Origin of the sequence: Saccharomonospora xinjiangensis XJ-54, from assembly GCF_000258175.1 — a bacterium.
Taxonomy (GTDB): Bacteria; Actinomycetota; Actinomycetes; order Mycobacteriales; family Pseudonocardiaceae; genus Saccharomonospora; species Saccharomonospora xinjiangensis.
This window is the reverse complement of record NZ_JH636049.1, coordinates 1,933,041-1,954,126: the sequence shown is the minus strand read 5'-3', so window position 1 is coordinate 1,954,126 and position 21,086 is coordinate 1,933,041. Positions and strand designations below refer to the sequence as shown.

The window sequence follows — 21,086 nt, the reverse complement described above, 5'->3', positions numbered from 1 at the left end:
GGTCATTCTTCGGCATCGGCGCTTTCGTGATCGACGTGGCCGAGCAGAAGGCGGCGCACAGCACTCCGGTCCACCTTGCCCGGACCGAGCAGCGGCAGTTCGGCGACCGCGCGGATCTGCTTCGGTGTGGCGGCACCGCCGAGTTCGGCGCGCACCGCGTCGCGGAGCCGCTCGCCGGTGACCTCGGCGGTGTCGGCGTCGGCGACATTCCGGGTGATGGCGACGACAGCGGCGACCCGATGCCCCCACTCCGGGTCGGGCAACCCGACGACGCAGGCCGCGCTGACCCCGGGACAGCGGGTCAGCACGTCTTCGACGTCGCGGGCCGCCACCTTGACCCCACCGGTGTTGATCACGTCGTCGAGGCGGCCGAGTACCTCAAGCCTGCCGTCGCCGGTGAACCGGCCGACGTCGCTGGTACGGAACCAGCCGTCCACGAACGACGCCGCCGTGAGTTCGGGATCGAGCCGGTAGCCGTCGGCGAGCATGGGCCCGGAGATCTCGATCCGGTCGGCGTCGCCGAGGCGGACGCGCACGCCGTCGAGCGGGATGCCGTCGTAGACGCACCCGCTCGCGGTCTCGCTCATCCCGTACGACGGCACCACGGAAAGCCCCGCATGCTCGGCTCGACGACGCAGCGGCTCGGGGCAGGCGGCACCGCCGAGGACGATCGCGTCGAGCGAGGCCGCCAACTCGACAGGGTCCGCTCCGGTGCCGTCGGTGCCGTCGGTGTCGTTGGCGCCGCTGGTGTCTTCGGTGTCCGTCGGGTCTGTCGTGCCTCGCGTGCCTGTCGTGTCTCGCATGTCGAGCAGCCGGGCAAGCTGCGTCGGTACCAGTGCGGTGTAGTGCGGCCCCGGAGAAGCCAGAAGTTCGCGAGCGGCCTGCGCGAAGGCCTCGGGCCGGAAGCCGCGGCTCAGATCGCAGACCACGGGTGTGGTGCCTGCCAGGTGTGAACGGACGAGTACCTGGAGCCCACCGATGTAGGCGGGCGGGGTCGCGAGCAGCCACCGGCCGGGGCCGCCGAGCCTGGCGTGAGTGGCGTCGGCGGAGGCCAGCAGCGCGCGGGCCGAGAGCACTGTGCCCTTCGGTCGCCCCGTCGAGCCGGAGGTGGGGATGATCACGGCGGTGCCCGGTTCCACGGCCTCGCCGGGGCGCATGGCGGCCCGGACGGCGTCGGCCGAGGGGTTGCGCGGGTCCAGTGGGAGCACGGTCGGGCCACCGTCGAGCGCGTCGAGCACAGCGCGGGTGAGTTCGGCCACCGACCCGGCGCTGCCGTCCGACCAGACCACCCGCATGCTTTACGGTCCCTTCACATGGCAACTTTTCCTGGAGTACTGACGTATGTCGCGTTCGCCGCGGTGTTCTTCTTCATCCTCTACTTGGTTGTGAAAGCTGCCGTTCGCGACGGTATCCGGGAGGCCCGCAACGTCCAGGCTGTGCCGAAGCCGGAGGTCTGACGGCGGCTTCGGCACTGCCTGTTGACACGCGTGAAGTGCCAACTCCCGTGCACAGGGTGCGGACATGCGTGCGGGAAGTGCGGACACGCGGGTCGGCTTTAGTAGTAGTACGGGTAGTCCGACCAGTCCGGGTCACGTTTCTGAAGGAAGGCGTCGCGGCCCTCGACGGCTTCGTCCTGCATGTAGGCGAGGCGTGTGGTCTCCCCCGCGAACACCTGCTGGCCGACAAGGCCGTCGTCGATGAGGTTGAAGGCGTACTTGAGCATGCGTTGCGCCGTCGGTGACTTGCCGAGCACATCCCACGCCCACTCCAGCGCCTCGGCCTCGAGCCGCTCGTGGGGGACGGCCTTGTTCACCGCGCCCATCGCGTGTGCCTCCTCCGCGGAGTAGGGCCGGCCGAGGAAGAAGATCTCGCGCGCGAACTTCTGGCCCACCTGCCGCGCCAGGTACGCCGAACCGAACCCGCCGTCGAACGACCCCACGTCGGCGTCGGTCTGCTTGAACCGCGCGTGTTCGGCCGAGGCCAGCGTGAGGTCGCACACCACATGCAGTGAGTGCCCTCCACCGGCGGCCCACCCCGGAACGACGGCGATCACGACCTTCGGCATGAATCTGATCAGGCGCTGGACTTCGAGGATGTGCAGCCTGCCCGCCCTGGCGGGGTCGATGGTGTCGGACGTCTCGCCACTGGCGTACTGATAGCCGGAACGGCCGCGAATACGCTGGTCACCACCGGAGCAGAAAGCCCAGCCGCCGTCCTTGGGAGATGGTCCGTTGCCGGTGAGCAGGACACACCCCACGTCGGAGCTCATCCGGGCGTGGTCGAGCGCGCGGTACAGCTCGTCCACGGTGTGGGGGCGGAAGGCGTTGCGCACCTCCGGCCGGTCGAACGCCACACGCACGACGCGCTTGCCGGACCGGGTTCTCCTCGAACGGTGGTATGTGATGTCGGTGAAGTCGAAGCCGGGGACCTCGTCCCACTCGGCGGGGTCGAACAGCTCCGAAACCTGGGTGTGGTGCACGCCTGGGAGAATAGGCCGTGTGCTTCCCCTCAGCGACACCCCGGCGCGGCGTGACCGCCGTCCGCGGTCTCGTGGGGACATCGACGTCCAGGGGGCTGCCAGGTGAATCCATCCACGGCACAGGCCCGCGTTCTCGTGGACGAACTCGTGCGCAACACGGTGTCGCACGTGGTGCTCAGCCCCGGTTCCCGCAACGCGCCGCTGTCGTTCGCGCTCCACGACGCCGCCGCGGAGGGCAGGCTCAGCCTGCATGTGCGCATCGACGAGCGGAGTGCCGCGTTCCTCGCTCTCGGCATTGCCGCGCGCACGGGAAGACCTGTCGCCGTGGTGTGCACGTCGGGTACGGCGGCGGCCAATTTCCATCCGGCCGTTCTCGAAGCCGACAGGGCAGGCGTTCCGTTGATCGTGCTGACGGCCGACCGGCCGCCCGAGTTGCGCGCTGCCGGTGCGAACCAGGTCATCGACCAGCGCGACCTCTACGGCGGTGCGGTCAGGTATTTCGACGAGCTGGCCGTGGCGGAACGCAAAGCGGGCCAGAACGCGTACTGGCGCAGCCAGATCTGCCGGGCCTGGAACGCCGCGTACGGCGAGTGGCGGTGCGGTCCGGTACACCTCAACATCCCGTTCCGCGAACCGCTCGTACCCGACGCCAGCAGCACCAGCGGCACCAGCGGCACCGATGACACCAGGGGCGCTGACGGCACCGACTGGCCCGAGTCTCTCGAAGGAAGACCACAGGGAGCGCGCTGGACGGAGCTGCCCGACTTCGGCGCGTTGCCGTCGTTCGTGGTGCCCTCGGCGCGCCACGGTCTCGTGATCGCGTGTGACGCGGGCGTGAGAGCTGCGGCCGAATGGGCCGAACTGCACGGCTGGCCGGTCATCGCGGAGACGGGTGGTCTCGGGCTCGGCGGCACGACGGCGATCGCGGGAGGGGTGTGGCTGCTCGGCCTCGACGAGTTCGTCGAGGAACACAAGCCCGAGCAGGTGCTGTGTATCGGGAGGCCCACCGTGTTCCGGCAGGTGCAGCGGGTACTGTCCGACCCGGACGTCGAGGTGCTGTTGGTGCGGCCCGACTCCGACTGGCCCGCTCCCGCCCACAATGTGCGGCAGGTGGGGCAGTGGTTCGACGAACCCGCGAAGCCCGCCGATCCCGACTGGTTGCTCCGCTGGCGCAGGGCGGACGCCGCGGCCACCGCCGCGGTGCGTGACACGCTCGCCGCGCAGCCGTGGCCGAGCGGCCTGAGCGTGGCAGGCGAGCTGGTGGAGTCACTGCCGGAGGAGTCACTGCTGGTGGTCGGCTCGTCCAACCCGGCCAGGGACGTCGCACTCGTCGGCGGGTGCAGGCCCGACGTGCTGGTGCACCGCAACCGGGGGGTCGCGGGCATCGACGGGACGCTCTCCACCGCGCTGGGCGCGGCACTCGTGCACTCGGGCCCTTCGTACGCCTTCGTCGGCGACCTGACCTTCCTGCACGACATCAACGGCCTGCTCACCGGTCCACAGGAACAGCGCCCCAACCTGACCATCGTGGTGCTCAACGACGACGGCGGCGGCATCTTCTCCCTTCTCGAACAGGGCGAGGACCAGCACGAAAGCAGCTTCGAACGGATTTTCGGTACTCCGCACGGCGCCGACCTCGCCGCGCTCTGCGCGGGGTATCGCGTTCCGCACACGGCGGTCGAATCGCGGACGGCACTGCGCGAGGCGCTTCGTCCCTCACCCGGCCTCAGGGTCGTGGAGGTGCGGGTCGATCGATCGCGCCACCGTGATCTCCACGCACGCGTGCGCGCGGCGGTGGCGAGAGCGGTCGGCACCCGGTAGGGGGGCAGGCGGCGCGAACGGCAGCACGAACAGCGGAGGCCGACTTTCTCCCGTGTCCATGGGGTGTCCGGAGCGCTACTGTTCGTGAACATGCGCATTCCAACACGTGCTTGCCTCGGCGGTGTCGCCGCGAGCCTGGTCACGGTGCTCACAGCCACGACGGCGAGCGCCGCGCCCATGCCGGGTGCCCCCGGGGTCGGTGATCCGTACTATCCCGGCGACGGCAACGGCGGCTACGACGTCTCGCACTACGACATCCGGCTCACCTACACACCGGAGAGCGACCGCCTCTCCGGCACGACGACGATCCTCGCGACCCCCACCGCCGAGCTGTCGAGTTTCAACCTCGACTTCGCGCTGGACATCCGGTGGGTGAGGGTCAACAACCACCCGGCCCGCGTCGAACGCGACGCCGCCGACCCCACCGAGGTGGTCGTCACCCCGAAGGCGGCCTTGCGCGAGGGGGAACCGGTGACGGTGGTGGTCCGCTACGCCGGAACGCCGTCCGAGGTGGCCGTGGACGGTTTCACCGCGTGGAAGCGCACCGCGACGGGCGCACTGGCCGTCGATGAACCGCACATCGCCGAGTGGTGGTTCCCCTCGAACGACCATCCGACCGACAAGGCGACCTACGACGTGTCGGTCGAGGTGCCCGACGACGTCGTCGCGCTCTCGAACGGCGTGCTCGAAGGCACGGGCACGCAGCGTGCGGGCTGGACGCGCTGGAACTGGCGCAGCACCGAACCGCAGGCCACCTACCTCGCCTTCCTCGCCATCGGTGACTACGACGTGCGGCATTCCACGGCGCCGAGCGGCCTTCCCGTGGTGAACGCCTACGACACCGCGCTCGGCGACCTCCGGCCCTCGGCGGAGGCCAGTGTGGAGCGCACACCCGAGGTGGTGGAGTTCCTGGAGAGCCTCTTCGGTCCGTATCCGTTCGAGGCGCAGGGCGGCGTCGTCACCAGGGATCTCGGGTTCGCGCTGGAGAATCAGACCCGCTCCGTCTACGACGCCGGGTTCTTCAGCCGTGGCACCAACCTGTCGGTTGTGGTGCACGAGAACGCCCACCAGTGGTTCGGCGATTCCGTCGCGCTCGGCAAGTGGAGCGACATCTGGCTCAACGAGGGCTTCGCCTCCTACGCCGAATTCCTGTGGTCGGAGCACTCGGGGGAGGGCACGGCGGCTGAACTGGCGCAGTACCTCTACGACTCGATTCCCGCCGGCGACGAGTTCTGGCAGGTGCTTCCCGGTGACCCCGGTCCCGAGAACCAGTTCCACTCCGCCGTCTACGACCGGGGAGCCCTCGCCGTCCACGCGCTGCGCACGGCGGTGGGTGACGAGGTGTTCTTCGAGATCCTCAGGACGTGGCTCGATGCCAAGCGCGGCGGCCACGGGACGATCGAGGAGTTCGTCGAGCTGGCCGAGCGGCTGTCAGGGCGGCAGCTCGACGAGGTGTTCGAGGTGTGGTTGTTCACGAAGGGCAAGCCGCAGGCAGGGCCCAACGGTGCCGAAGGAGCAGAGGCGAGGGCCGCGGTCGCCGAACCCGAGTCCTACCGGGAGATCTCCTTCACCCACGAACAACTGGCGAAGCGCCGGTAGGCGGCTCGATATGCTCGCGAGGTGAACATCGTCGGCCCCGGGCTCGTCAGGACAGCGCAGGCACCCGAGTCGCGGCGCGACCACGCGCTGAGACTCGGTTTCCTCGGCGTGCTCGGGGTCGCGTCGGTGATCACGTTGCTCGGCGTCGTGCTCGTGCTGGGTGCCTTCCGGAACGACCAGGTGATCGCCGAGCACCACGGCACGGCGACGGCGCTCGTCGAGCAGACGACGTTCGACCGCACGCTCATCAGGTACGAGACGCCCGACGGCGTGTCGCACAGCCCCGAGAACGGGGTGCTCTACCCGGACGGCCTCACCGAGGGACAACTCGTCCGTATCGAGTACGACACCACCGATCCCGCACTGGCCAAGGTGGCGGAGCGGACGTGGCTGCTCACCCTGCTCCCCGTGACCACGACGCTGCTGTTCACGTGGCTGGTCGCCGCACCGTTGCTGTGGGGCCTGCGGTCGCGCCTTCGCGCGAGAATCGCGACCCCGGTCGTCGCCTGACTTTCCGGCAGGGCGGAATAGACGCGAACGACGCTCAGTCGCGCAGCCACGACAGCAGTGTCGGCGCCAGCGCGGGAGCGCAAACCAGCAGGGAGCCCTCCGGAAGCCCGCTGTCGCTCTCCGCCACCACGGCGGCCGCCTCGACGGCCAGCGCCAGTGCTCCCGCGACCTCCGACTCGCTGTAGCTCGGCAGGATCGCCGCCCCCGCCCTGCCCAGCGCCACCTGCGTCACCGATAGCGCCGCCGAACCCAGCACCCGCACCCGTGCTCCGGCCGCCGTGGCGCGCAGGGCGAACCGGGTCATGCCGGGCCACGGCAGTTCCGCCACCGGCTCCACGCACACGATCGCTCCCTCCGGAGCGTGGCGGTGCTGGGTGCGTACGGGACCGTCGTCCGTGCGAACCCCGAGACCACGGGCGGCCGCGTACGTCTGGCCGCCGCACGGATCGGCGACCACACCGACCACCGGCCCTGAGTCGTCCATCAACGCGAGGCTGTAGGCGTACCAGGGCAGCCCGGCGACGTAGTTCGCCGCGCCTTCCACCGGTGCGACCAGCCAGCGGTAGGGCGCGGTGCTGTCCTTCGCGGCCGTGGTGCCGCGCCCCAGCACGGGGATGCCGGGGAACTCGGTCGCGAGTACCCGCCGGGTGTGCCGTTCGAGGGTGGCGTCCGTGTCGCGAACCCACTCGAACGGCGAGGCTCCGCCGCCGGTTCTCGCCGCGCTCCCCGCCGTAGCCGCGATGACGTCGTTCGCATCGTCGGCGAGACGCGCGGCGACGTCCAGTGCGCGGGACACGAGACCGGGCTCGACGGGCCGCGTGGACGCTGACGACAGGAGTGCCATGCCGGTCCAGTGTGGCCCGTGCTGGTGTCGGCAACGCGACACCGAGGTGACGACCCGGCGCGACCTGCGTGAACCTTGATATCTGACGTGCGCCGGAAAGGAAGGCTCGCACCTGCCCTTTCCGGTCCTCGGGGAGGCCGCCGCGCCTGCTCGGCATCGGCGAACGGAAAGGGTGCGGGGTCGAGGCGAACGGAAGGCGAACACAGCACGACTAGACTCCCGGCATGGCCAGAGCGAGCCTGGACAAGGACCCAGCCGACGTCGCGGCGATGTTCGACGACGTCGGGAAGCGCTACGACCGCACCAACTCCGTGATGACGTTCGGCTTCGACCGCCGATGGCGCTTCATCACGGGCAGGGTGCTCGACGCCCGCCCCGGCGAGAAGGTGCTCGACCTGGCCGCGGGAACCGGCGTGTCCACCGAGGAGTACTCACGCAGTGGCGCGTGGTGTGTCGCCGCCGACTTCTCGCTCGGCATGCTCAGAGGCGGGTCTCACCGCAAGGTGCCGAAAGTGGCGGCCGACGCGCTGCGGCTGCCGTTCGCCGACTCCTCCTTCGACGCCGTCACGATCTCGTTCGGTATCAGGAACTTCGTGGACACCAAGGCCGCGCTCGTCGAGATCGCCCGCGTCGTGAAGCCGGGCGGAAGGCTCGTGGTGTGCGAGATGTCCACGCCGACGTTCCCGCCGATCCGCTTCGTCTACCGCAAGGTGATGCTGCCCCTGCTCACCTGGGTCGGCAGGAGGGTGTCGTCGAACCCGGACGCCTACGTCTATCTGTTCGAGTCGGCGCTGACCTGGCCCAACCAGCGCAGGCTCGCCGAGATCATCGCCGACTCCGGCTGGCGCGGCGTCGAGTGGATGAACCTCATGTTCGGCGCTGTGGCCATTCACCGTGCGTGGAAGCCAGGTGACGATCCGGCGGCTCGTAGACTCACCGCATGACTCACGACGCCGAGGTCATCGTCGTCGGTGCGGGCCCTGCGGGCTCCACCGCGGCCACCTATCTCGCCCGCGCGGGCGTCGATGTGCTCCTGCTGGAGAAGACGAGTTTCCCGCGCGAGAAGGTGTGTGGTGACGGACTCACGCCGCGTGGCGTGAAGCAGCTCATCGACCTCGGCATCGACACCAGCAGGGAAGCGGGCTGGGTCCACAGCAGGGGGCTGCGCATCCTCACCGGCGAGCTGACCCTCGAACTGGACTGGCCCGATCTCACGGCGTACCCGCCTTACGGGGTGGCGCGCACGCGCCAGGACTTCGACGACCTGCTCGCCAGAACCGCCGTGAAGTCGGGCGCGCGGCTTTTCGAACGCACCACCGTCACCGGCGCGATCACCGACGAGCGCACCGGGCGCGTCGTCGGTGTCGAGGCGCGGCAAGGCCCCGAGCGGACACCGGTCTCCTACCGCGCACCGCTGGTGCTGGCGTGCGACGGCGTGTCTGCGCGCCTCGCTCTGTCCGTGGGCATCCAGAAGGACGACAGCAGGCCGATGGGCGTCGCGGTGCGCCGCTACTACCGCAGCCCCCGGCACGACGACGCCTACATCGAGGGCCACCTCGAACTGTGGGACCGCAGCGACCCTCGCGACCCCACGCTGCTTCCCGGTTACGGCTGGGCGTTCCCGCTCGGCGACGGCACGGTGAACGTGGGATTGGGGATGCTCTCCACGTCGAAGTCGTTCCGCAACATCGACTACCGCGCGTTGCTGCGGTCGTGGCTCGACTCGACGCCGGAGGAATGGGGCTACCGCGAGGAGAACGCCGTGGGGCGTATCGGCGGCGCCGGTATCCCGATGGGCTTCAACCGCACGCCGCACTATCGCGACGGGCTGCTGCTGCTCGGCGACGCGGGCGGCATGGTGAGCCCCTTCAACGGCGAGGGAATCGCGGCGGCGATGGAGTCGGCGAAGGTGGCCGCCGAACACGTGGTGCAAGCTCTCGCCCGTCCCGAGGGGCCGTCTCGCGAACGCGCGCTGCGCGGCTACCCACGCGCGGTTGCCGACCTGATGGGCGGCTATTACCGCCTCGGCAACCTCTTCGCCAAGGCCATCGGCAACCCGAAGGTCATGCGCGCGGCCACGAAGTACGGGCTGCGGGTGAGTCCCCTGATCCCGCTGGTGTTCAAGGGGCTCTCCGGGTGCTACGACCCGAAGGGCGGCGACGTCGTCGATCGCCTCGTCGCGACGCTGGCGCGCATCACGCCTTCGCCGCGCTGACCGTCCGCCTGGTCAGTGGGAAACATCACAGTACGCGCGTACTCTTAAGCGTCCTCGGCTGTGTCCCCCGGGTTTCTACCCAGGTCACGCAGGGTGCCCGCGCGAGAGCCTCAGGGGGCCGGGCGCGCCCTGAACGTCGCAGGCGGGTAACTGGTTGCGCCGGGGGCTAGCGACAAGGTGTGAGTTGCGTCTTACACTGCACCCATGTTTTGTGAAGGGCTTCACAACCGCGCAGGCGAGTTTGTGAACTGTTTCACAAGCCGCGTTGGTTGCGCCGTTCGTGACAGAGGTGGTCGAGAACACAAAGTAAGGCGGTCCTTACCCGCAGCGGTGTGGTGAAGGTCGCCTAGAGTCTCGCCACGGCAAGACAGTTGTCGAACCATGTCCGTTACGCAGCGGCGCGTGAAAGGATGGTGCCGCAGTGATCTCCTCGGTGTCCGCGGTGGAGGTTCTGGCGCAGGAGAGCGCGGATTCCGGCCTCGGCGTTTTCCTGCCGCTCGTGTTGCTGTTCGGGCTCGCGCTCGCATTCGCGCTCTTCTCCGTCCTACTTGGACCATTGCTCGGGCCGAGCCGGTACAACAAGGCCAAGCTGTCCGCGTACGAGTGCGGTATCGAACCGTCCCCCCAGCCGCTCGTCGGCGCAGGCCGGATGCCCATCGCCTACTACGTGACGGCGATGCTGTTCATCCTCTTCGACATCGAGATGGTGTTCCTCTTCCCCTACGCCGTCTCGGCCGACTTCCTGGGGTTGTGGGGAGTCGCGGCCGTCTCGGTGTTCATCGCGACGTTCTTCATCGCCGACATCTACGTGTGGCGGCGCGGCGGGCTGGATTGGAACTGATCGAACCATGGGTCTCGAAGAGAAACTCCCCAACGGAATCCTGCTGACGACGCTGGAAGGCGTGGTCAACTGGGCGCGCAAGAACTCGCTGTGGCCTGCCACGTTCGGTCTCGCCTGCTGTGCGATCGAGATGATGACGACGGGCGGATCGCGCTACGACATCGCGCGGTTCGGCATGGAGCGGTTCAGCGCGACGCCGAGGCAGGCCGATCTCATGATCGTCGCGGGGAGGGTCACGCAGAAAATGGCCCCGGTGCTGCGGCAGATCTACGACCAGATGGCCGAGCCGAAGTGGGTGCTCGCCATGGGCGTGTGCGCGTCCTCGGGAGGGATGTTCAACAACTACGCCGTGGTGCAGGGCGTTGACCACATCGTTCCGGTCGATATGTACCTGCCCGGCTGCCCGCCGAGGCCGGAAATGCTGCTCGACGCGATCCTCAAGCTGCACGCCAAGATCCAGGACGAGCCGATGGGGCCGAGGCGGGCGGCATTGCGTGCCGAGAGCGGGAAGCAGACGGAGATCATCCCGTCTTCGATCAAGTACGCGAAGAAGTGATGGGCATGCCTGACGAGAAGCCAGAGACCGGCGGCGAGCTGTCGAGTGCCGAGCGCAGCGAGAACGGCCTTCGCCCTCAAGGTTCCGAGCCGGCGCGGCCGGCCGCGCCGGTGGTGGCGGGACGGCAGCGCCACGGCATGTTCGGAGTGTCGGGCAGCGGCGACACCTCGGGGTACGGCGGTCTTGCGCTCCCCGCGTACTCACCGCCTCCTGCCGAACGGCCCTACGGCGGCTGGTTCGACGACTTCGCCGACGAGTTCTTCGCGGCGATGTCGGACAACGGAATTCCGGCCGAGGCGATCCAGCAGGTCACCATCGACCGCGGGGAGATCACGTTTTACGTCCGGCGCGAGCACCTCGTCGAACTCTGCCGCACGCTGCGCGACGACGCGGGCCTGCGATTCGAGTTGTGCGTCTCTGTGTCCGGTGTGGACTACGGCCCCGAGGTCCCCCAACGGCTGCACTCCGTGTACCACCTGCTGTCGATGACCTACCGGCGCCGCATCCGCCTCGAGGTCTCGCTGGACATCGACGACCCGCACGTGCCGTCCGTCGTGGAGGTCTACCCGACGGCCGACTGGCACGAGCGGGAGGCCTACGACATGTTCGGGATCGTCTACGACGGGCACCCGGCGCTGACGCGCATTCTCATGCCCGACGACTGGGACGGCCACCCGCAGCGCAAGGACTATCCACTCGGCGGAATCCCGGTGGAGTACAAGGGCGCGGAAATCCCGCCGCCCGACACGCGGAGGTCTTACTCATGACCACGAGCGACCGCATCGCCGAGGCGAGCACAGGCACCGACACCACGGCCGAGGGCAGCGAAAGCGCCCCTTACGCCGAGCACCGCGAGACCACGGAAGGCCGGGTCTACACGGTCTCGGGCGGCGACTGGGACGACGTCCTCTCCGACGCCACCCATGCCGAGCGCATGGTCATCAACATGGGGCCGCAGCACCCTTCGACGCACGGTGTGCTTCGCCTCGTACTGGAGATGGAGGGCGAGACCGTCACCCAGCTCCGTTCGGTGATCGGCTACCTCCACACCGGCATCGAGAAGAACTGCGAATACCGGACGTGGACCCAGGGCGTCACATTCGTGACCCGCATGGACTACCTCTCGCCGCTGTTCAACGAGATGGGCTACTGCATGGCGGTGGAGAAGCTCCTCGGCATCGAGGTTCCCCGCCGCGCGCAACTTCTGCGGATCATGCTCATGGAGCTGAACCGCATCGCCTCCCACCTCGTCTACATCGCCACCGGAGGCATGGAACTCGGCGCCACAACGGCGATGACGCTCGGGTTCCGTGAGCGCGAAGAGGTACTGCACCTGCTCGAACACCTGACGGGTCTGCGCATGAACCACGCGTTCATCCGGCCTGGAGGGCTCGCGCAGGACATGCCGGAGGACTTCCACGAGAAGGTCACCGAGTTCTGCAAGGTGATGGACAAACGCCTCCCGCTGTACGACAAGCTGTTCACAGGGCAGCCGATCTGGCGCAACAGGCTCAAGGGCGTGGGATTCCTGCCGCTGGACGCCTGCCTCGCGCTGGGCGTCACGGGACCGGTGCTCCGGTCGGCGGGCATTCCGTGGGACCTGCGCAAGGTGGAGCCGTACTCAGGCTACGACGAGATCGAGTTCGAGGTGCCCACCTCAACCGACGCCGACTGCTGGGCCCGCTACCTGCTGCGGGTCGAGGAGATGCACCAGTCGCTTCGCATCGTCCGGCAGGTGCTGACCATGCTGGAACCCGGCCCCGTGATGGTGGAGGACCGCAAGATCGCGTGGCCAGCCCAGTTGTCGATCTCCAGCGACGGCATGGGCAACTCCCTCGAACACGTCCGCAAGATCATGGGGCAGTCGATGGAGTCGCTCATCCACCACTTCAAGCTGGTCACCGAGGGCTTCCGGGTCCCGCCGGGCCAGGTGTACAGCCCCGTGGAATCACCGCGAGGCGAACTCGGCTTCCACCTTGTCTCCGACGGCGGAACACGGCCGCTGCGGGTACACGTCAGGGAACCGAGCTTCGTGAACCTGCAAGCGATGCCTGCCATGGCGGAAGGCGGCCTCGTCGCCGACGTCATCGCGGCCATCGCCTCGATCGACCCGGTGATGGGGGGAGTGGACCGATGACCACACCGTCGCAACAGCCTTCGGAGACACCGCGGCCAGGTTCGCGGCCTGCCGAGAGGACCTACGCCGCCGCGTCGCCCGACGTGGACGTCAAGGCGATCTCGCCGGTCGCCGATGAGGTGACATCGCCGCCGACACAGCCTTCGGTCGCCGAGGAGTTCGGCCCGGAGATCGAGGCGAAGGCGGGTGAACTCGCCGCGCGCTACCCGCAGTCGCGTTCGGCGCTGCTGCCGATGCTGCACCTCGTGCAGTCGGTACAGGGTTACGTGAGCCAGGAGGGCATCGCGTTCTGCGCGAGGCAGCTCGACCTCACGGAGGCCGAGGTCAGCGCGGTCGCCACCTTCTACACGATGTACAAGCGCAGGCCGTGCGGGCAGCATCTCGTGAGCGTGTGCACCAACACGTTGTGCGCCGTGCTCGGCGGTGACGACATCTACAAGCGACTGTCGGAGCACCTCGGTGAGGACGGCAAGCCGCTCGGCCACGAGGAGACCGCGGGCGAGCCGGGCGAACCCGGTTCCATCACGCTCGAACACGCGGAATGCCTCGCTGCCTGCGATCTCGGCCCCGTCATCCAGGTGAACTACGAGTACTTCGACAACCAGACGCCGGAGAAGGCCGTCGAACTCGTCGATGCGCTGCGCAGGGGCGAGAAGCCGCAGCCGACACGAGGCGCGCCGCTGACCGACTTCAAGTCCGTGGAACGCCAGCTCGCCGGGTTCTTCCCCGAGGAGGAGGACGTGTTCCGCTCCGATGTGGACGCTCCATCACAGGCGGTCGAGACGCTGCGGGGAGCGCAGCTCGCGGCGGATCGCGGTTGGACGGCGCCGGTGATGCCGGAGAACGCCCCGTTGCCGGAGGTGGAGGCGAAATGAACGACGCTGGTTTGTCGCGTTCGTGGAGCCGACCGGGTGCGGGTGTCCCGCAGTGGGAGGTGGAGGCGAAATGAACGACGCTGGTTTGTCGCGTTCGTGGAGCCGACCGGGTGCGGGTGTCCCGCAGTGGGAGGTGGAGGCGAAATGAACGACGCTGGTTTGTCGCGTTCGTGGAGCCGACCGGGGTCGGCCCCCGCTGCGGCAGGTGCTTCTGCCGCAGTAGGGGAGAGTGTCCCGCAGTGGGAGGTTCAGAAATGACAGCCGATCCGTTGACGCCGGTTCTGACGAAGCGGTGGCTCTCACCGCAGTCGTGGCGTCTGGCGACGTACGAGAAGCTGGAGGGCTACACGGCCCTTCGCAAGGCGCTGTCCGGAACGCCGGAACAACTCGTGGAGCTCGTCAAGGCCGCGGGCCTGCGTGGCCGTGGCGGTGCGGGATTCCCGGCAGGCGTGAAGTGGTCGTTCATGCCGCCGAACGAGGACAAGCCCCACTACCTCGTGATCAACGCCGACGAGGGGGAACCGGGTACCTGCAAGGACATCCCGCTGATGATGGCCGACCCTCACTCGCTCATCGAGGGTTGTGTCATCGCCTCCTACGCCATGCGGTCGCATCGCTGCTTCATCTACGTGCGTGGCGAGGCACTGCACCCGATCCGCAGGCTCAACGCGGCTGTGCGCGAGGCGTACAAGGCGGGGTACCTCGGCAAGAACATCCTCGGCTCAGGGTTCGACCTCGACATCACTGTGCACGCGGGTGCTGGCGCCTACATCTGTGGTGAGGAGACGGCGCTGCTCGACTCGCTGGAAGGCCGCCGTGGCCAGCCGAGGCTGAAGCCGCCCTTCCCCGCGGCAGCGGGCCTCTACGCCGCACCCACCACGGTGAACAACGTCGAGACCATCGCCAGTGTTCCCTACATCGTCAACGGTGGGGCCGACTGGTTCCGGCAGATGGGCACCGAGAAGTCGCCCGGCCCGAAGATCTACTCGATCTCCGGCCACGTGGAGAAGCCGGGTCAGTACGAGGCGCCACTCGGCACCACGCTGCGTCAGCTGCTGGAGATGGCCGGCGGCATGAAGGACGGTATCCCGCTGAAGTTCTGGACGCCGGGTGGTTCTTCGACGCCGTTGTTCACGGCCGAACACCTCGACGTGCCACTGGACTTCGAGGGCGCGGCCGAGGCGGGGTCGATGCTCGGAACCACGGCCGTACAGGTGTTCAACGAGACCGTGTCCGTGCCGTGGGCCGTGATGAAGTGGACCCAGTTCTACGAGCACGAGTCCTGCGGCAAGTGCACCCCGTGCAGGGAGGGCACCTACTGGCTGGCGCAGATCCTCGAACGCATGGTGGACGGCCACGGCACCACCGAGGACATCGACACGTTGCTCGACATCTGCGACAACATCCTCGGCCGCTCGTTCTGCGCGCTCGGCGACGGTGCCACGAGCCCCATCACCAGCGCCATCAAGTACTTCCGCGACGAGTTCGTCGAACTGTGTGAGAAGAACCGGGCGCACTCGCCCGAATTGGTGGGAGCATCATGACCATCGCACCCGAGGCGGCCTCGGACGAGACACCGGTTCCGGAGGGCCACGTCAAGCTCACCATCGACGGTGAAGAGGTCATCGCCCCCAAGGGCGAGTTGCTGATCCGCACCGCCGAGCGGCTGGGCACTGTCATCCCCCGGTTCTGCGACCACCCGCTGCTCGACCCCGCAGGCGCGTGCAGGCAATGCCTCGTCGAGGTCGAGATGAACGGCCGCCCCATGCCGAAGCCGCAGGCTTCGTGCACGATGACCGTCGCGGACGGCATGGTCGTGAAGACCCAGCGGACCTCGCCCGTCGCGGACAAGGCACAGCAGGGTGTGATGGAGCTGCTGCTCATCAATCACCCGCTGGACTGCCCGATCTGCGACAAGGGCGGCGAGTGCCCTTTGCAGAACCAGGCGATGGCCCACGGGAGGGCCGAATCCCGCTTCCGCGACCGCAAGCGCACGTTCCCGAAACCGCTGCCGATCTCCACGCAGGTGCTGCTCGACCGCGAGCGGTGCGTGCTGTGCCAGCGGTGCACGCGCTTCTCGGCCCAGATCGCGGGCGACCCGTTCATCGAACTGCTCGAACGCGGTGCGCAGCAACAGATCGGGACCTCGGAGACGGCCGACGTTCTTGATCTCGCTTCCCGCACCAGCAGCGGGACGCCGTTCCAGTCGTACTTCTCCGGCAACACCATCCAGATCTGCCCCGTCGGCGCGCTGACCAGCGCTCAGTACCGGTTCCGCTCGCGGCCGTTCGACCTCGTGTCGTCGCCGAGCGTGTGCGAGCACTGCTCGGTGGGCTGCGCGATGCGGACTGACTTCCGGCGCGGCAAGGTGATGCGCCGCCTCGCCGGTGACGACCCCGAGGTCAACGAGGAATGGCTCTGCGACAAGGGCCGCTTCGCCTTCCGGTACGCGGGTGCGGCCGACCGCATCCGCCACCCGCTCGTGCGCAACCCCGAGACAGGGGAGCTGGAGCGGACGTCGTGGACACAGGCACTGCGCGTGGCGGCGGAGGGACTGGCGAAGGCCCGCGACGGCCGTGGCGCAGGAGTGCTGCCCGGCGGCAGGCTGACAGTCGAGGACGCCTACGCCTACAGCAAGTTCGCCAGGATGGCGTTGCGGACCAACGACATCGACTTCAGGGCGAGGGCGCACTCTCCTGAGGAGCTGGACTTCCTCGCCTCCCACGTCGTCGGAACCACACCGGACACCGGCGTCACGTTCGGCCAGCTCGAAACGGCGCCGCTGGTGCTGTGCGTGGCGTTCGAGCCGGAGGAGGAAGCGCCCGTGCTGTTCCTGCGGCTGCGCAAGGGCGCACGCAAGAACGGCACGAAGGTCGTCCACATCGGTCAGTGGACTACCCCGGCCGTCCGAAGGACTTTCGGGGAGCTCCTCGCCTGCGTTCCCGGTGCCGAGGCCGAGGCGGTGGACGGGCTCGCCGAGCACGCGAGCGACGTCGATGAGCTGCTGCGTGCCGAGGGCTCGGTGGTGCTCGTCGGGGAGAGGGCGGCCGAGGTGCCCGGCCTCTACTCCGCGCTCCACCGGCTCTCCGAACGCACGGGAGCGCCGATCGCGTGGGTGCCGCGCAGGGCGGGCGAGCGCGGGGCGATCGACGCCGGTGCTCTGCCGAACCTGCTGCCCGGCGGTGCCGCCGTCACCGACGCGGAGGCCCGCGCGGCGCTGGAGCGGGCGTGGAATCTCGAAGCGGGATCGCTGCCGTCCGTTGCGGGCAGGGACACCACCGGAATCCTGACCGCCGCCCGCAACGGCGATCTCGACGCACTTCTCGTCGGCGGGGTCGAGCTGTCCGACCTCCCCGACCCCGGACTGGCGCTCGAAGCGGTGCGGCGCTGCGGGTTCGTGGTCAGCCTCGAACTGCTGCGCAGCGAGGTCACCGACCACGCCGACGTGGTGCTGCCCATCGCCCCCGTTGACGAGAAGCCGGGCAGCTTCGTCAACTGGGAGGGCCGCAGGCGCGAGTTCTCGGTGACGCTCGACGGCACAGGGGCGCTGCCCGACTGCCGTGTCCTCGACACGCTCGCCGTCGAGATGGACGCCGACCTCTTCACCCAGACACCCACCGCTGCGGCCGGCGACTTCGCACGGAGCATCGACGGCCTCGATCGCGGTCACCGGCCTGCGGCGCCGGACGTCCCCAGCGCGCCGGTTCCGAAGGTCGGAGAGGGACAGGCACTGCTGGCGACGTGGCGGCAGTTGCTCGACGAGGGCGCGCTCCAGAGGGACGAGCCGCACCTCGCGGGCACCGCGCGGCGGGTGGTCGCCAAGATCTCCAAGGCCATGGCGGCGTCACTCGGCGAATCGCCCACGGTGACGGTGTCCACCAGTCGTGGCTCGATCACGCTGCCCTTCGAGGTCGCCGACCTCCCCGACGGTGTCGTGTGGCTTCCGGGCAACTCGCCGGGTTCCACGCTCCGCGCCACGCTCGGTGCGGGGCACGGCGCCGTGGTCTCGATCGCTGCCGGAGGTGAACGGTGAGCCCAGCGACCTCGATGGTTCCCTTCCTCGCGCAGGCACAGGAGCCGATGACGAGGGCGGAACTGCTGGCGGATGACCCGCTGTGGTTGATCCTGATGAAGGCCGTCGTCGTCCTGCTGATCGGCCCGATCCTGACGGTGTTCCTCATCGTCGGCGAGCGCAAGATCATCGGTCGGATGCAGAATCGACCGGGGCCCAACCGCGTCGGCCCCGGTGGCTGGTTCCAGTCGTTCGCCGACGCGATCAAGCTGCCGTTCAAGGAACAGATCATCCCTGACACGGCCGACCGCAAGGTCTACTTCCTCGCGCCGGTGATCGTGGTGGTGCCCGCACTGATCGGGCTCGCGGCGATCCCGTTCGGGCCCGAGGTGACGATCTTCGGCGAGCGCACCGTGTTGCAGCTGATCGAGCTGCCCGTCAGCGTGCTGCTCATCCTCGCGGGCGCGTCCGTCGGTGTGTACGGCATCGTGCTCGCGGGGTGGTCGTCAGGGTCGCCGTACCCGCTGCTGGGTGGCCTCCGCTCGGCGGCACAGGTGATCTCCTACGAGATCGCGATGGGCCTTTCGATCGTCGGCGTGGCGCTGTACGCGCAGTCGCTCTCCACCGGCGAGATCGTGGACGCTCAGGCGAGCGGCTGGTACTTCTACCTGCTGCTGCCGAGTTTCGTCATCTACCTGATCTCGATGGTCGGGGAGACCAACCGCGCGCCGTTCGACCTTCCCGAGGCGGAGTCCGAGCTGGTCGGTGGCTTCCACACCGAGTACAGCTCGATGAAGTTCGCGATGTTCTTCCTCGCCGAGTACACCAACATGGTCATCGTCTCGGCGTTCGCGACCACGCTGTTCCTCGGCGGGTGGATGTTCCCGTTCGTCGGCCTCGACTCACCGCTCAACCAGGGCTGGTGGCCGGTGCTGTGGTTCTTCGGCAAGATGTTCGTCCTGCTGTTCGGCTTCATCTGGCTGCGGGGAACGCTGCCGAGGTTCCGCTACGACCAGTTCATGAAGCTCGGCTGGAAGGTGCTCATCCCGGTCGGGCTGGTGTGGATCCTGGTCATCTCCGCGATCAGGGCGCTGCGCACCGACGGGAACGTCTCGACGGGACAGATTCTCGTCGTCGGCGCCATCATCATCGCCGTCCTCGTGCTGCTGACGCTGCTGCTGCCGGAGAAGCAGGTTCCCGAGTCGGACTCGGTGCCCGTCACCGGAAGCGACTACCCGTTGCCGCCGCTCGACCTCGCCGTCCCGAAGACGACGCCCCGGCAGAAGGCGCTCAAGGCGAAGCAGCGGTCCTCGCGGCAAGCCGTCGATGCGGGCAAGGCGGGGGAGCACGGGGAGCAGGAGCCCAGCGGCCAGTCCGAACCGGCTGCGGTCACCTCAGGTAAGGAGAACGCCGATGGGGATGTTTGATCCGCTGAAGGGCTTCGGCGTCACCTTCTCGATGATGTTCAAGAAGGTGGCGACGGAGGAGTACCCGGAGATCGGAGCGCCTGCCGCGCCGCGATACCACGGCCGCCACCAGCTCAACCGGCATCCCGACGGGCTTGAGAAATGCGTCGGCTGCGAGCTGTGTGCCTGGGCGTGCCCCGCCGACGCGATCTTCGTCGAGGGCGGGGACAACACCGACGAGGCCCGCTACTCGCCCGGTGAGCGGTACGGGAAGGACTACCAGATCAACTACCTGCGGTGCATCGGCTGCGGCCTGTGCGTCGAGGCGTGCCCGACCCGATCCCTCACGATGATCAACTTCTATGAGCTGGCCGACGACGACCGGCAGAAGCTGATCTACACGAAGGAGGATCTGCTCGCGCCGTTGCTGCCGGGCATGGAACAGCCGCCGCACCCCATGCGGCTGGGTGACGACGAGCAGGACTACTACGTCAGGGGACCCGAGCTGGCCCGGCAGCGCGGTGTGCCCTCCGGCGAGGCGGTCGAGACGTCCGGAGAGAAGGCAGTGTGATGACCGGCATGACCGGGATGACTCTGACGGCGCTGACGACGCCGCTGAACGGCGTGATCGTCGCGCAGGCCGAGGCAGGCGCGAGCGTGTCAACGGGTGAGGCGGTCGCGTTCTGGATCCTCGGCCCCATCGCGTTGGCAGGCGCGCTGGGCATGGTCTTCGCCCGCAACGCGGTGCACTCCGCGTTGTGGCTCGTACTGACGATGCTCTCGCTCGGGTTGCTCTACCTGACCCAGCAGGCGCAGTTCCTGGGATTCACCCAGATCATCGTCTACACCGGCGCGATCATGATGCTGTTCCTGTTCGTGCTCATGCTGGTGGGGCGCGAGTCGTCCGACTCGGTGGTCGAGGTGCTGCGAGGGCAACGCCTGATGGCCGGCCTCGTCGGCATCGGCGTCGCCGTGCTCCTCGCCGCCACGCTGGCCCGCGCGGTCGCGGACGTCACGCCTGCGGCTCCGCTCGACCCGTGGAGTGACGCGGGTGGTGGCGCGGCAGGCCTCGGCCGCCTGATCTTCACCGACTATCTGTTCCCGTTCGAGCTGACGGCAGCACTGCTGATCACCGCCGCGATGGCGGGCATGGTGCTGTCGTTCACCACCCGCCACATGAAGGGCGGCAAGCGCAGCCAGCGCGAACTGGTCGTCGCACGGTTCAGGGGCGAGTACGAACGGCCTTCCCCGAAGCCCGGTCCCGGCGTGTTCGCGACGTCCAGCTCGGTGGCCACACCCGCGCTGTTGCCCGACGGCTCGGTGGCGCCGGAGTCGCTCTCCGAACTCATCGAGGCCACTCCGACGGCGCGGTTGCAGGCGCACCGCGAGCAGGTCGAGGGGAAGAAGGGCGAACCGGGCGCGAAGGCTCTCGTCGGTCAAGGCACCGCGAGTGAGACCGGCGCAGGCTCCGACGAGGGGGAGGACAAGTGAGCCCCACGTACTACCTGCTTCTGTCGGCTCTGCTGTTCACGATCGGCGCCGTCGGCGTCCTCGTGCGCCGCAACGCCGTCGTGGTGTTCATGTGCATCGAGTTGATGCTGAACGCTGTGAACCTATCGCTGGTGACCTTCTCCAGGATCAACGGCTCGATCGACGGTCAGGTGATGGCGTTCTTCGTGATGGTCGTGGCCGCGGCCGAGGTCGTGGTCGGTCTGGCGATCATCATGTCGATCTTCAGGACCCGGCGTTCCGCCTCGGTCGATGACTCCAACCTGCTGAAGTACTAGCCTC

20 protein-coding genes are annotated in these 21,086 nt (G+C 68.4%); 17 read left to right on the top strand and 3 right to left on the bottom strand.

Going from position 1 to position 21,086, the window contains the following annotated elements; genetic code table 11:
• Window positions 1-2 precede the first annotated feature (2 nt).
• Entirely contained in the window at window positions 3-1,295 is a 1,293-nt protein-coding gene (locus SACXIDRAFT_RS08395; RefSeq protein WP_006238116.1) for an AMP-binding protein, read from the bottom strand.
• An 18-nt stretch (window positions 1,296-1,313) separates the two neighbouring features.
• On the opposite strand from SACXIDRAFT_RS08395, the gene SACXIDRAFT_RS23280 reads away from it, so the two are divergent.
• Window positions 1,314-1,457, top strand: coding sequence for a hypothetical protein (locus SACXIDRAFT_RS23280; protein WP_006238115.1), 144 nt, complete (start codon window positions 1,314-1,316; stop codon window positions 1,455-1,457).
• Between the two features lie 98 nt (window positions 1,458-1,555).
• Here the strand turns inward: SACXIDRAFT_RS23280 and SACXIDRAFT_RS08390 are convergent, their stop codons facing one another.
• Window positions 1,556-2,479 (bottom strand): 1,4-dihydroxy-2-naphthoyl-CoA synthase, encoded by a 924-nt coding sequence (locus tag SACXIDRAFT_RS08390; protein WP_040922092.1) that lies wholly within the window; start codon window positions 2,477-2,479, stop codon window positions 1,556-1,558.
• Window positions 2,480-2,581: 102 nt separating this feature from the next.
• Here SACXIDRAFT_RS08390 and menD point away from each other — a divergent pair, with 102 nt between their 5' ends.
• The 3 genes from menD (at window position 2,582) to SACXIDRAFT_RS08375 (ending at window position 6,409) form a co-directional block, all read left to right on the top strand.
• The gene (gene menD / locus SACXIDRAFT_RS08385) at window positions 2,582-4,300 is read left to right on the top strand and encodes a 2-succinyl-5-enolpyruvyl-6-hydroxy-3-cyclohexene-1-carboxylic-acid synthase (RefSeq protein ID WP_006238113.1); all 1,719 of its coding nucleotides are present in this window, start codon (window positions 2,582-2,584) and stop codon (window positions 4,298-4,300) included.
• Window positions 4,301-4,390: 90 nt separating this feature from the next.
• Window positions 4,391-5,899 carry a M1 family metallopeptidase gene (locus tag SACXIDRAFT_RS08380; protein ID WP_040922539.1) on the top strand — a complete coding sequence of 503 codons (1,509 nt, stop codon included), beginning with the start codon at window positions 4,391-4,393 and terminating at the stop codon, window positions 5,897-5,899.
• Between the two features lie 21 nt (window positions 5,900-5,920).
• Entirely contained in the window at window positions 5,921-6,409 is a 489-nt protein-coding gene (locus tag SACXIDRAFT_RS08375; RefSeq protein ID WP_006238111.1) for a DUF3592 domain-containing protein, read from the top strand.
• A gap of 34 nt (window positions 6,410-6,443) precedes the next feature.
• On the opposite strand, the gene SACXIDRAFT_RS08370 is transcribed toward SACXIDRAFT_RS08375, so the two are convergent.
• Entirely contained in the window at window positions 6,444-7,253 is an 810-nt protein-coding gene (locus SACXIDRAFT_RS08370; RefSeq protein WP_006238110.1) for an inositol monophosphatase family protein, read from the bottom strand.
• A gap of 224 nt (window positions 7,254-7,477) precedes the next feature.
• Here SACXIDRAFT_RS08370 and SACXIDRAFT_RS08365 point away from each other — a divergent pair, with 224 nt between their 5' ends.
• The 13 genes from SACXIDRAFT_RS08365 (at window position 7,478) to nuoK (ending at window position 21,082) form a co-directional block, all read left to right on the top strand.
• The gene (locus SACXIDRAFT_RS08365; protein WP_006238109.1) at window positions 7,478-8,197 is read left to right on the top strand and encodes a demethylmenaquinone methyltransferase; all 720 of its coding nucleotides are present in this window, start codon (window positions 7,478-7,480) and stop codon (window positions 8,195-8,197) included.
• Entirely contained in the window at window positions 8,194-9,468 is a 1,275-nt protein-coding gene (locus tag SACXIDRAFT_RS08360; RefSeq protein WP_006238108.1) for a geranylgeranyl reductase family protein, read from the top strand. The genes SACXIDRAFT_RS08365 and SACXIDRAFT_RS08360 overlap by 4 nt, the downstream gene beginning before the upstream one ends.
• A 421-nt stretch (window positions 9,469-9,889) precedes the next feature.
• Window positions 9,890-10,309, top strand: coding sequence for an NADH-quinone oxidoreductase subunit A (locus SACXIDRAFT_RS08355; protein ID WP_006238107.1), 420 nt, complete (start codon window positions 9,890-9,892; stop codon window positions 10,307-10,309).
• 7 nt (window positions 10,310-10,316) lie between these two features.
• Complete coding sequence (locus SACXIDRAFT_RS08350) at window positions 10,317-10,865, top strand: NuoB/complex I 20 kDa subunit family protein (protein ID WP_006238106.1); 549 nt, start codon at window positions 10,317-10,319, stop codon at window positions 10,863-10,865.
• Window positions 10,865-11,632, top strand: coding sequence for an NADH-quinone oxidoreductase subunit C (locus SACXIDRAFT_RS08345; RefSeq protein ID WP_006238105.1), 768 nt, complete (start codon window positions 10,865-10,867; stop codon window positions 11,630-11,632). The genes SACXIDRAFT_RS08350 and SACXIDRAFT_RS08345 overlap by 1 nt, the downstream gene beginning before the upstream one ends.
• Window positions 11,629-13,002, top strand: a complete 1,374-nt coding sequence (locus SACXIDRAFT_RS08340) for an NADH-quinone oxidoreductase subunit D (protein WP_006238104.1) — start codon at window positions 11,629-11,631, stop codon at window positions 13,000-13,002. The genes SACXIDRAFT_RS08345 and SACXIDRAFT_RS08340 overlap by 4 nt, the downstream gene beginning before the upstream one ends.
• Window positions 12,999-13,877: an NADH-quinone oxidoreductase subunit NuoE gene (gene nuoE / locus SACXIDRAFT_RS08335; RefSeq protein ID WP_006238103.1), complete on the top strand. Its 879-nt coding sequence runs from the start codon at window positions 12,999-13,001 to the stop codon at window positions 13,875-13,877. Before SACXIDRAFT_RS08340 ends, nuoE begins: the two co-directional genes overlap by 4 nt.
• Window positions 13,878-14,131: 254 nt before the next feature.
• A complete protein-coding gene (gene nuoF, locus SACXIDRAFT_RS08330; RefSeq protein WP_006238102.1) occupies window positions 14,132-15,421 on the top strand; it encodes an NADH-quinone oxidoreductase subunit NuoF in 1,290 nt (429 codons plus the stop codon).
• Window positions 15,418-17,910, top strand: coding sequence for an NADH-quinone oxidoreductase subunit G (locus SACXIDRAFT_RS08325; protein WP_006238101.1), 2,493 nt, complete (start codon window positions 15,418-15,420; stop codon window positions 17,908-17,910). Before nuoF ends, SACXIDRAFT_RS08325 begins: the two co-directional genes overlap by 4 nt.
• A 14-nt stretch (window positions 17,911-17,924) precedes the next feature.
• Window positions 17,925-19,316: an NADH-quinone oxidoreductase subunit NuoH gene (nuoH, locus tag SACXIDRAFT_RS08320; protein WP_198284359.1), complete on the top strand. Its 1,392-nt coding sequence runs from the start codon at window positions 17,925-17,927 to the stop codon at window positions 19,314-19,316.
• A complete protein-coding gene (nuoI, locus tag SACXIDRAFT_RS08315) occupies window positions 19,303-19,866 on the top strand; it encodes an NADH-quinone oxidoreductase subunit NuoI (RefSeq protein WP_006238099.1) in 564 nt (187 codons plus the stop codon). Before nuoH ends, nuoI begins: the two co-directional genes overlap by 14 nt.
• Window positions 19,867-19,874: 8 nt before the next feature.
• Window positions 19,875-20,786: an NADH-quinone oxidoreductase subunit J gene (locus SACXIDRAFT_RS08310; protein ID WP_408640376.1), complete on the top strand. Its 912-nt coding sequence runs from the start codon at window positions 19,875-19,877 to the stop codon at window positions 20,784-20,786.
• Complete coding sequence (gene nuoK, locus SACXIDRAFT_RS08305; RefSeq protein ID WP_005453108.1) at window positions 20,783-21,082, top strand: NADH-quinone oxidoreductase subunit NuoK; 300 nt, start codon at window positions 20,783-20,785, stop codon at window positions 21,080-21,082. Before SACXIDRAFT_RS08310 ends, nuoK begins: the two co-directional genes overlap by 4 nt.
• The last annotated feature ends 4 nt before the right edge of the window (window positions 21,083-21,086 follow it).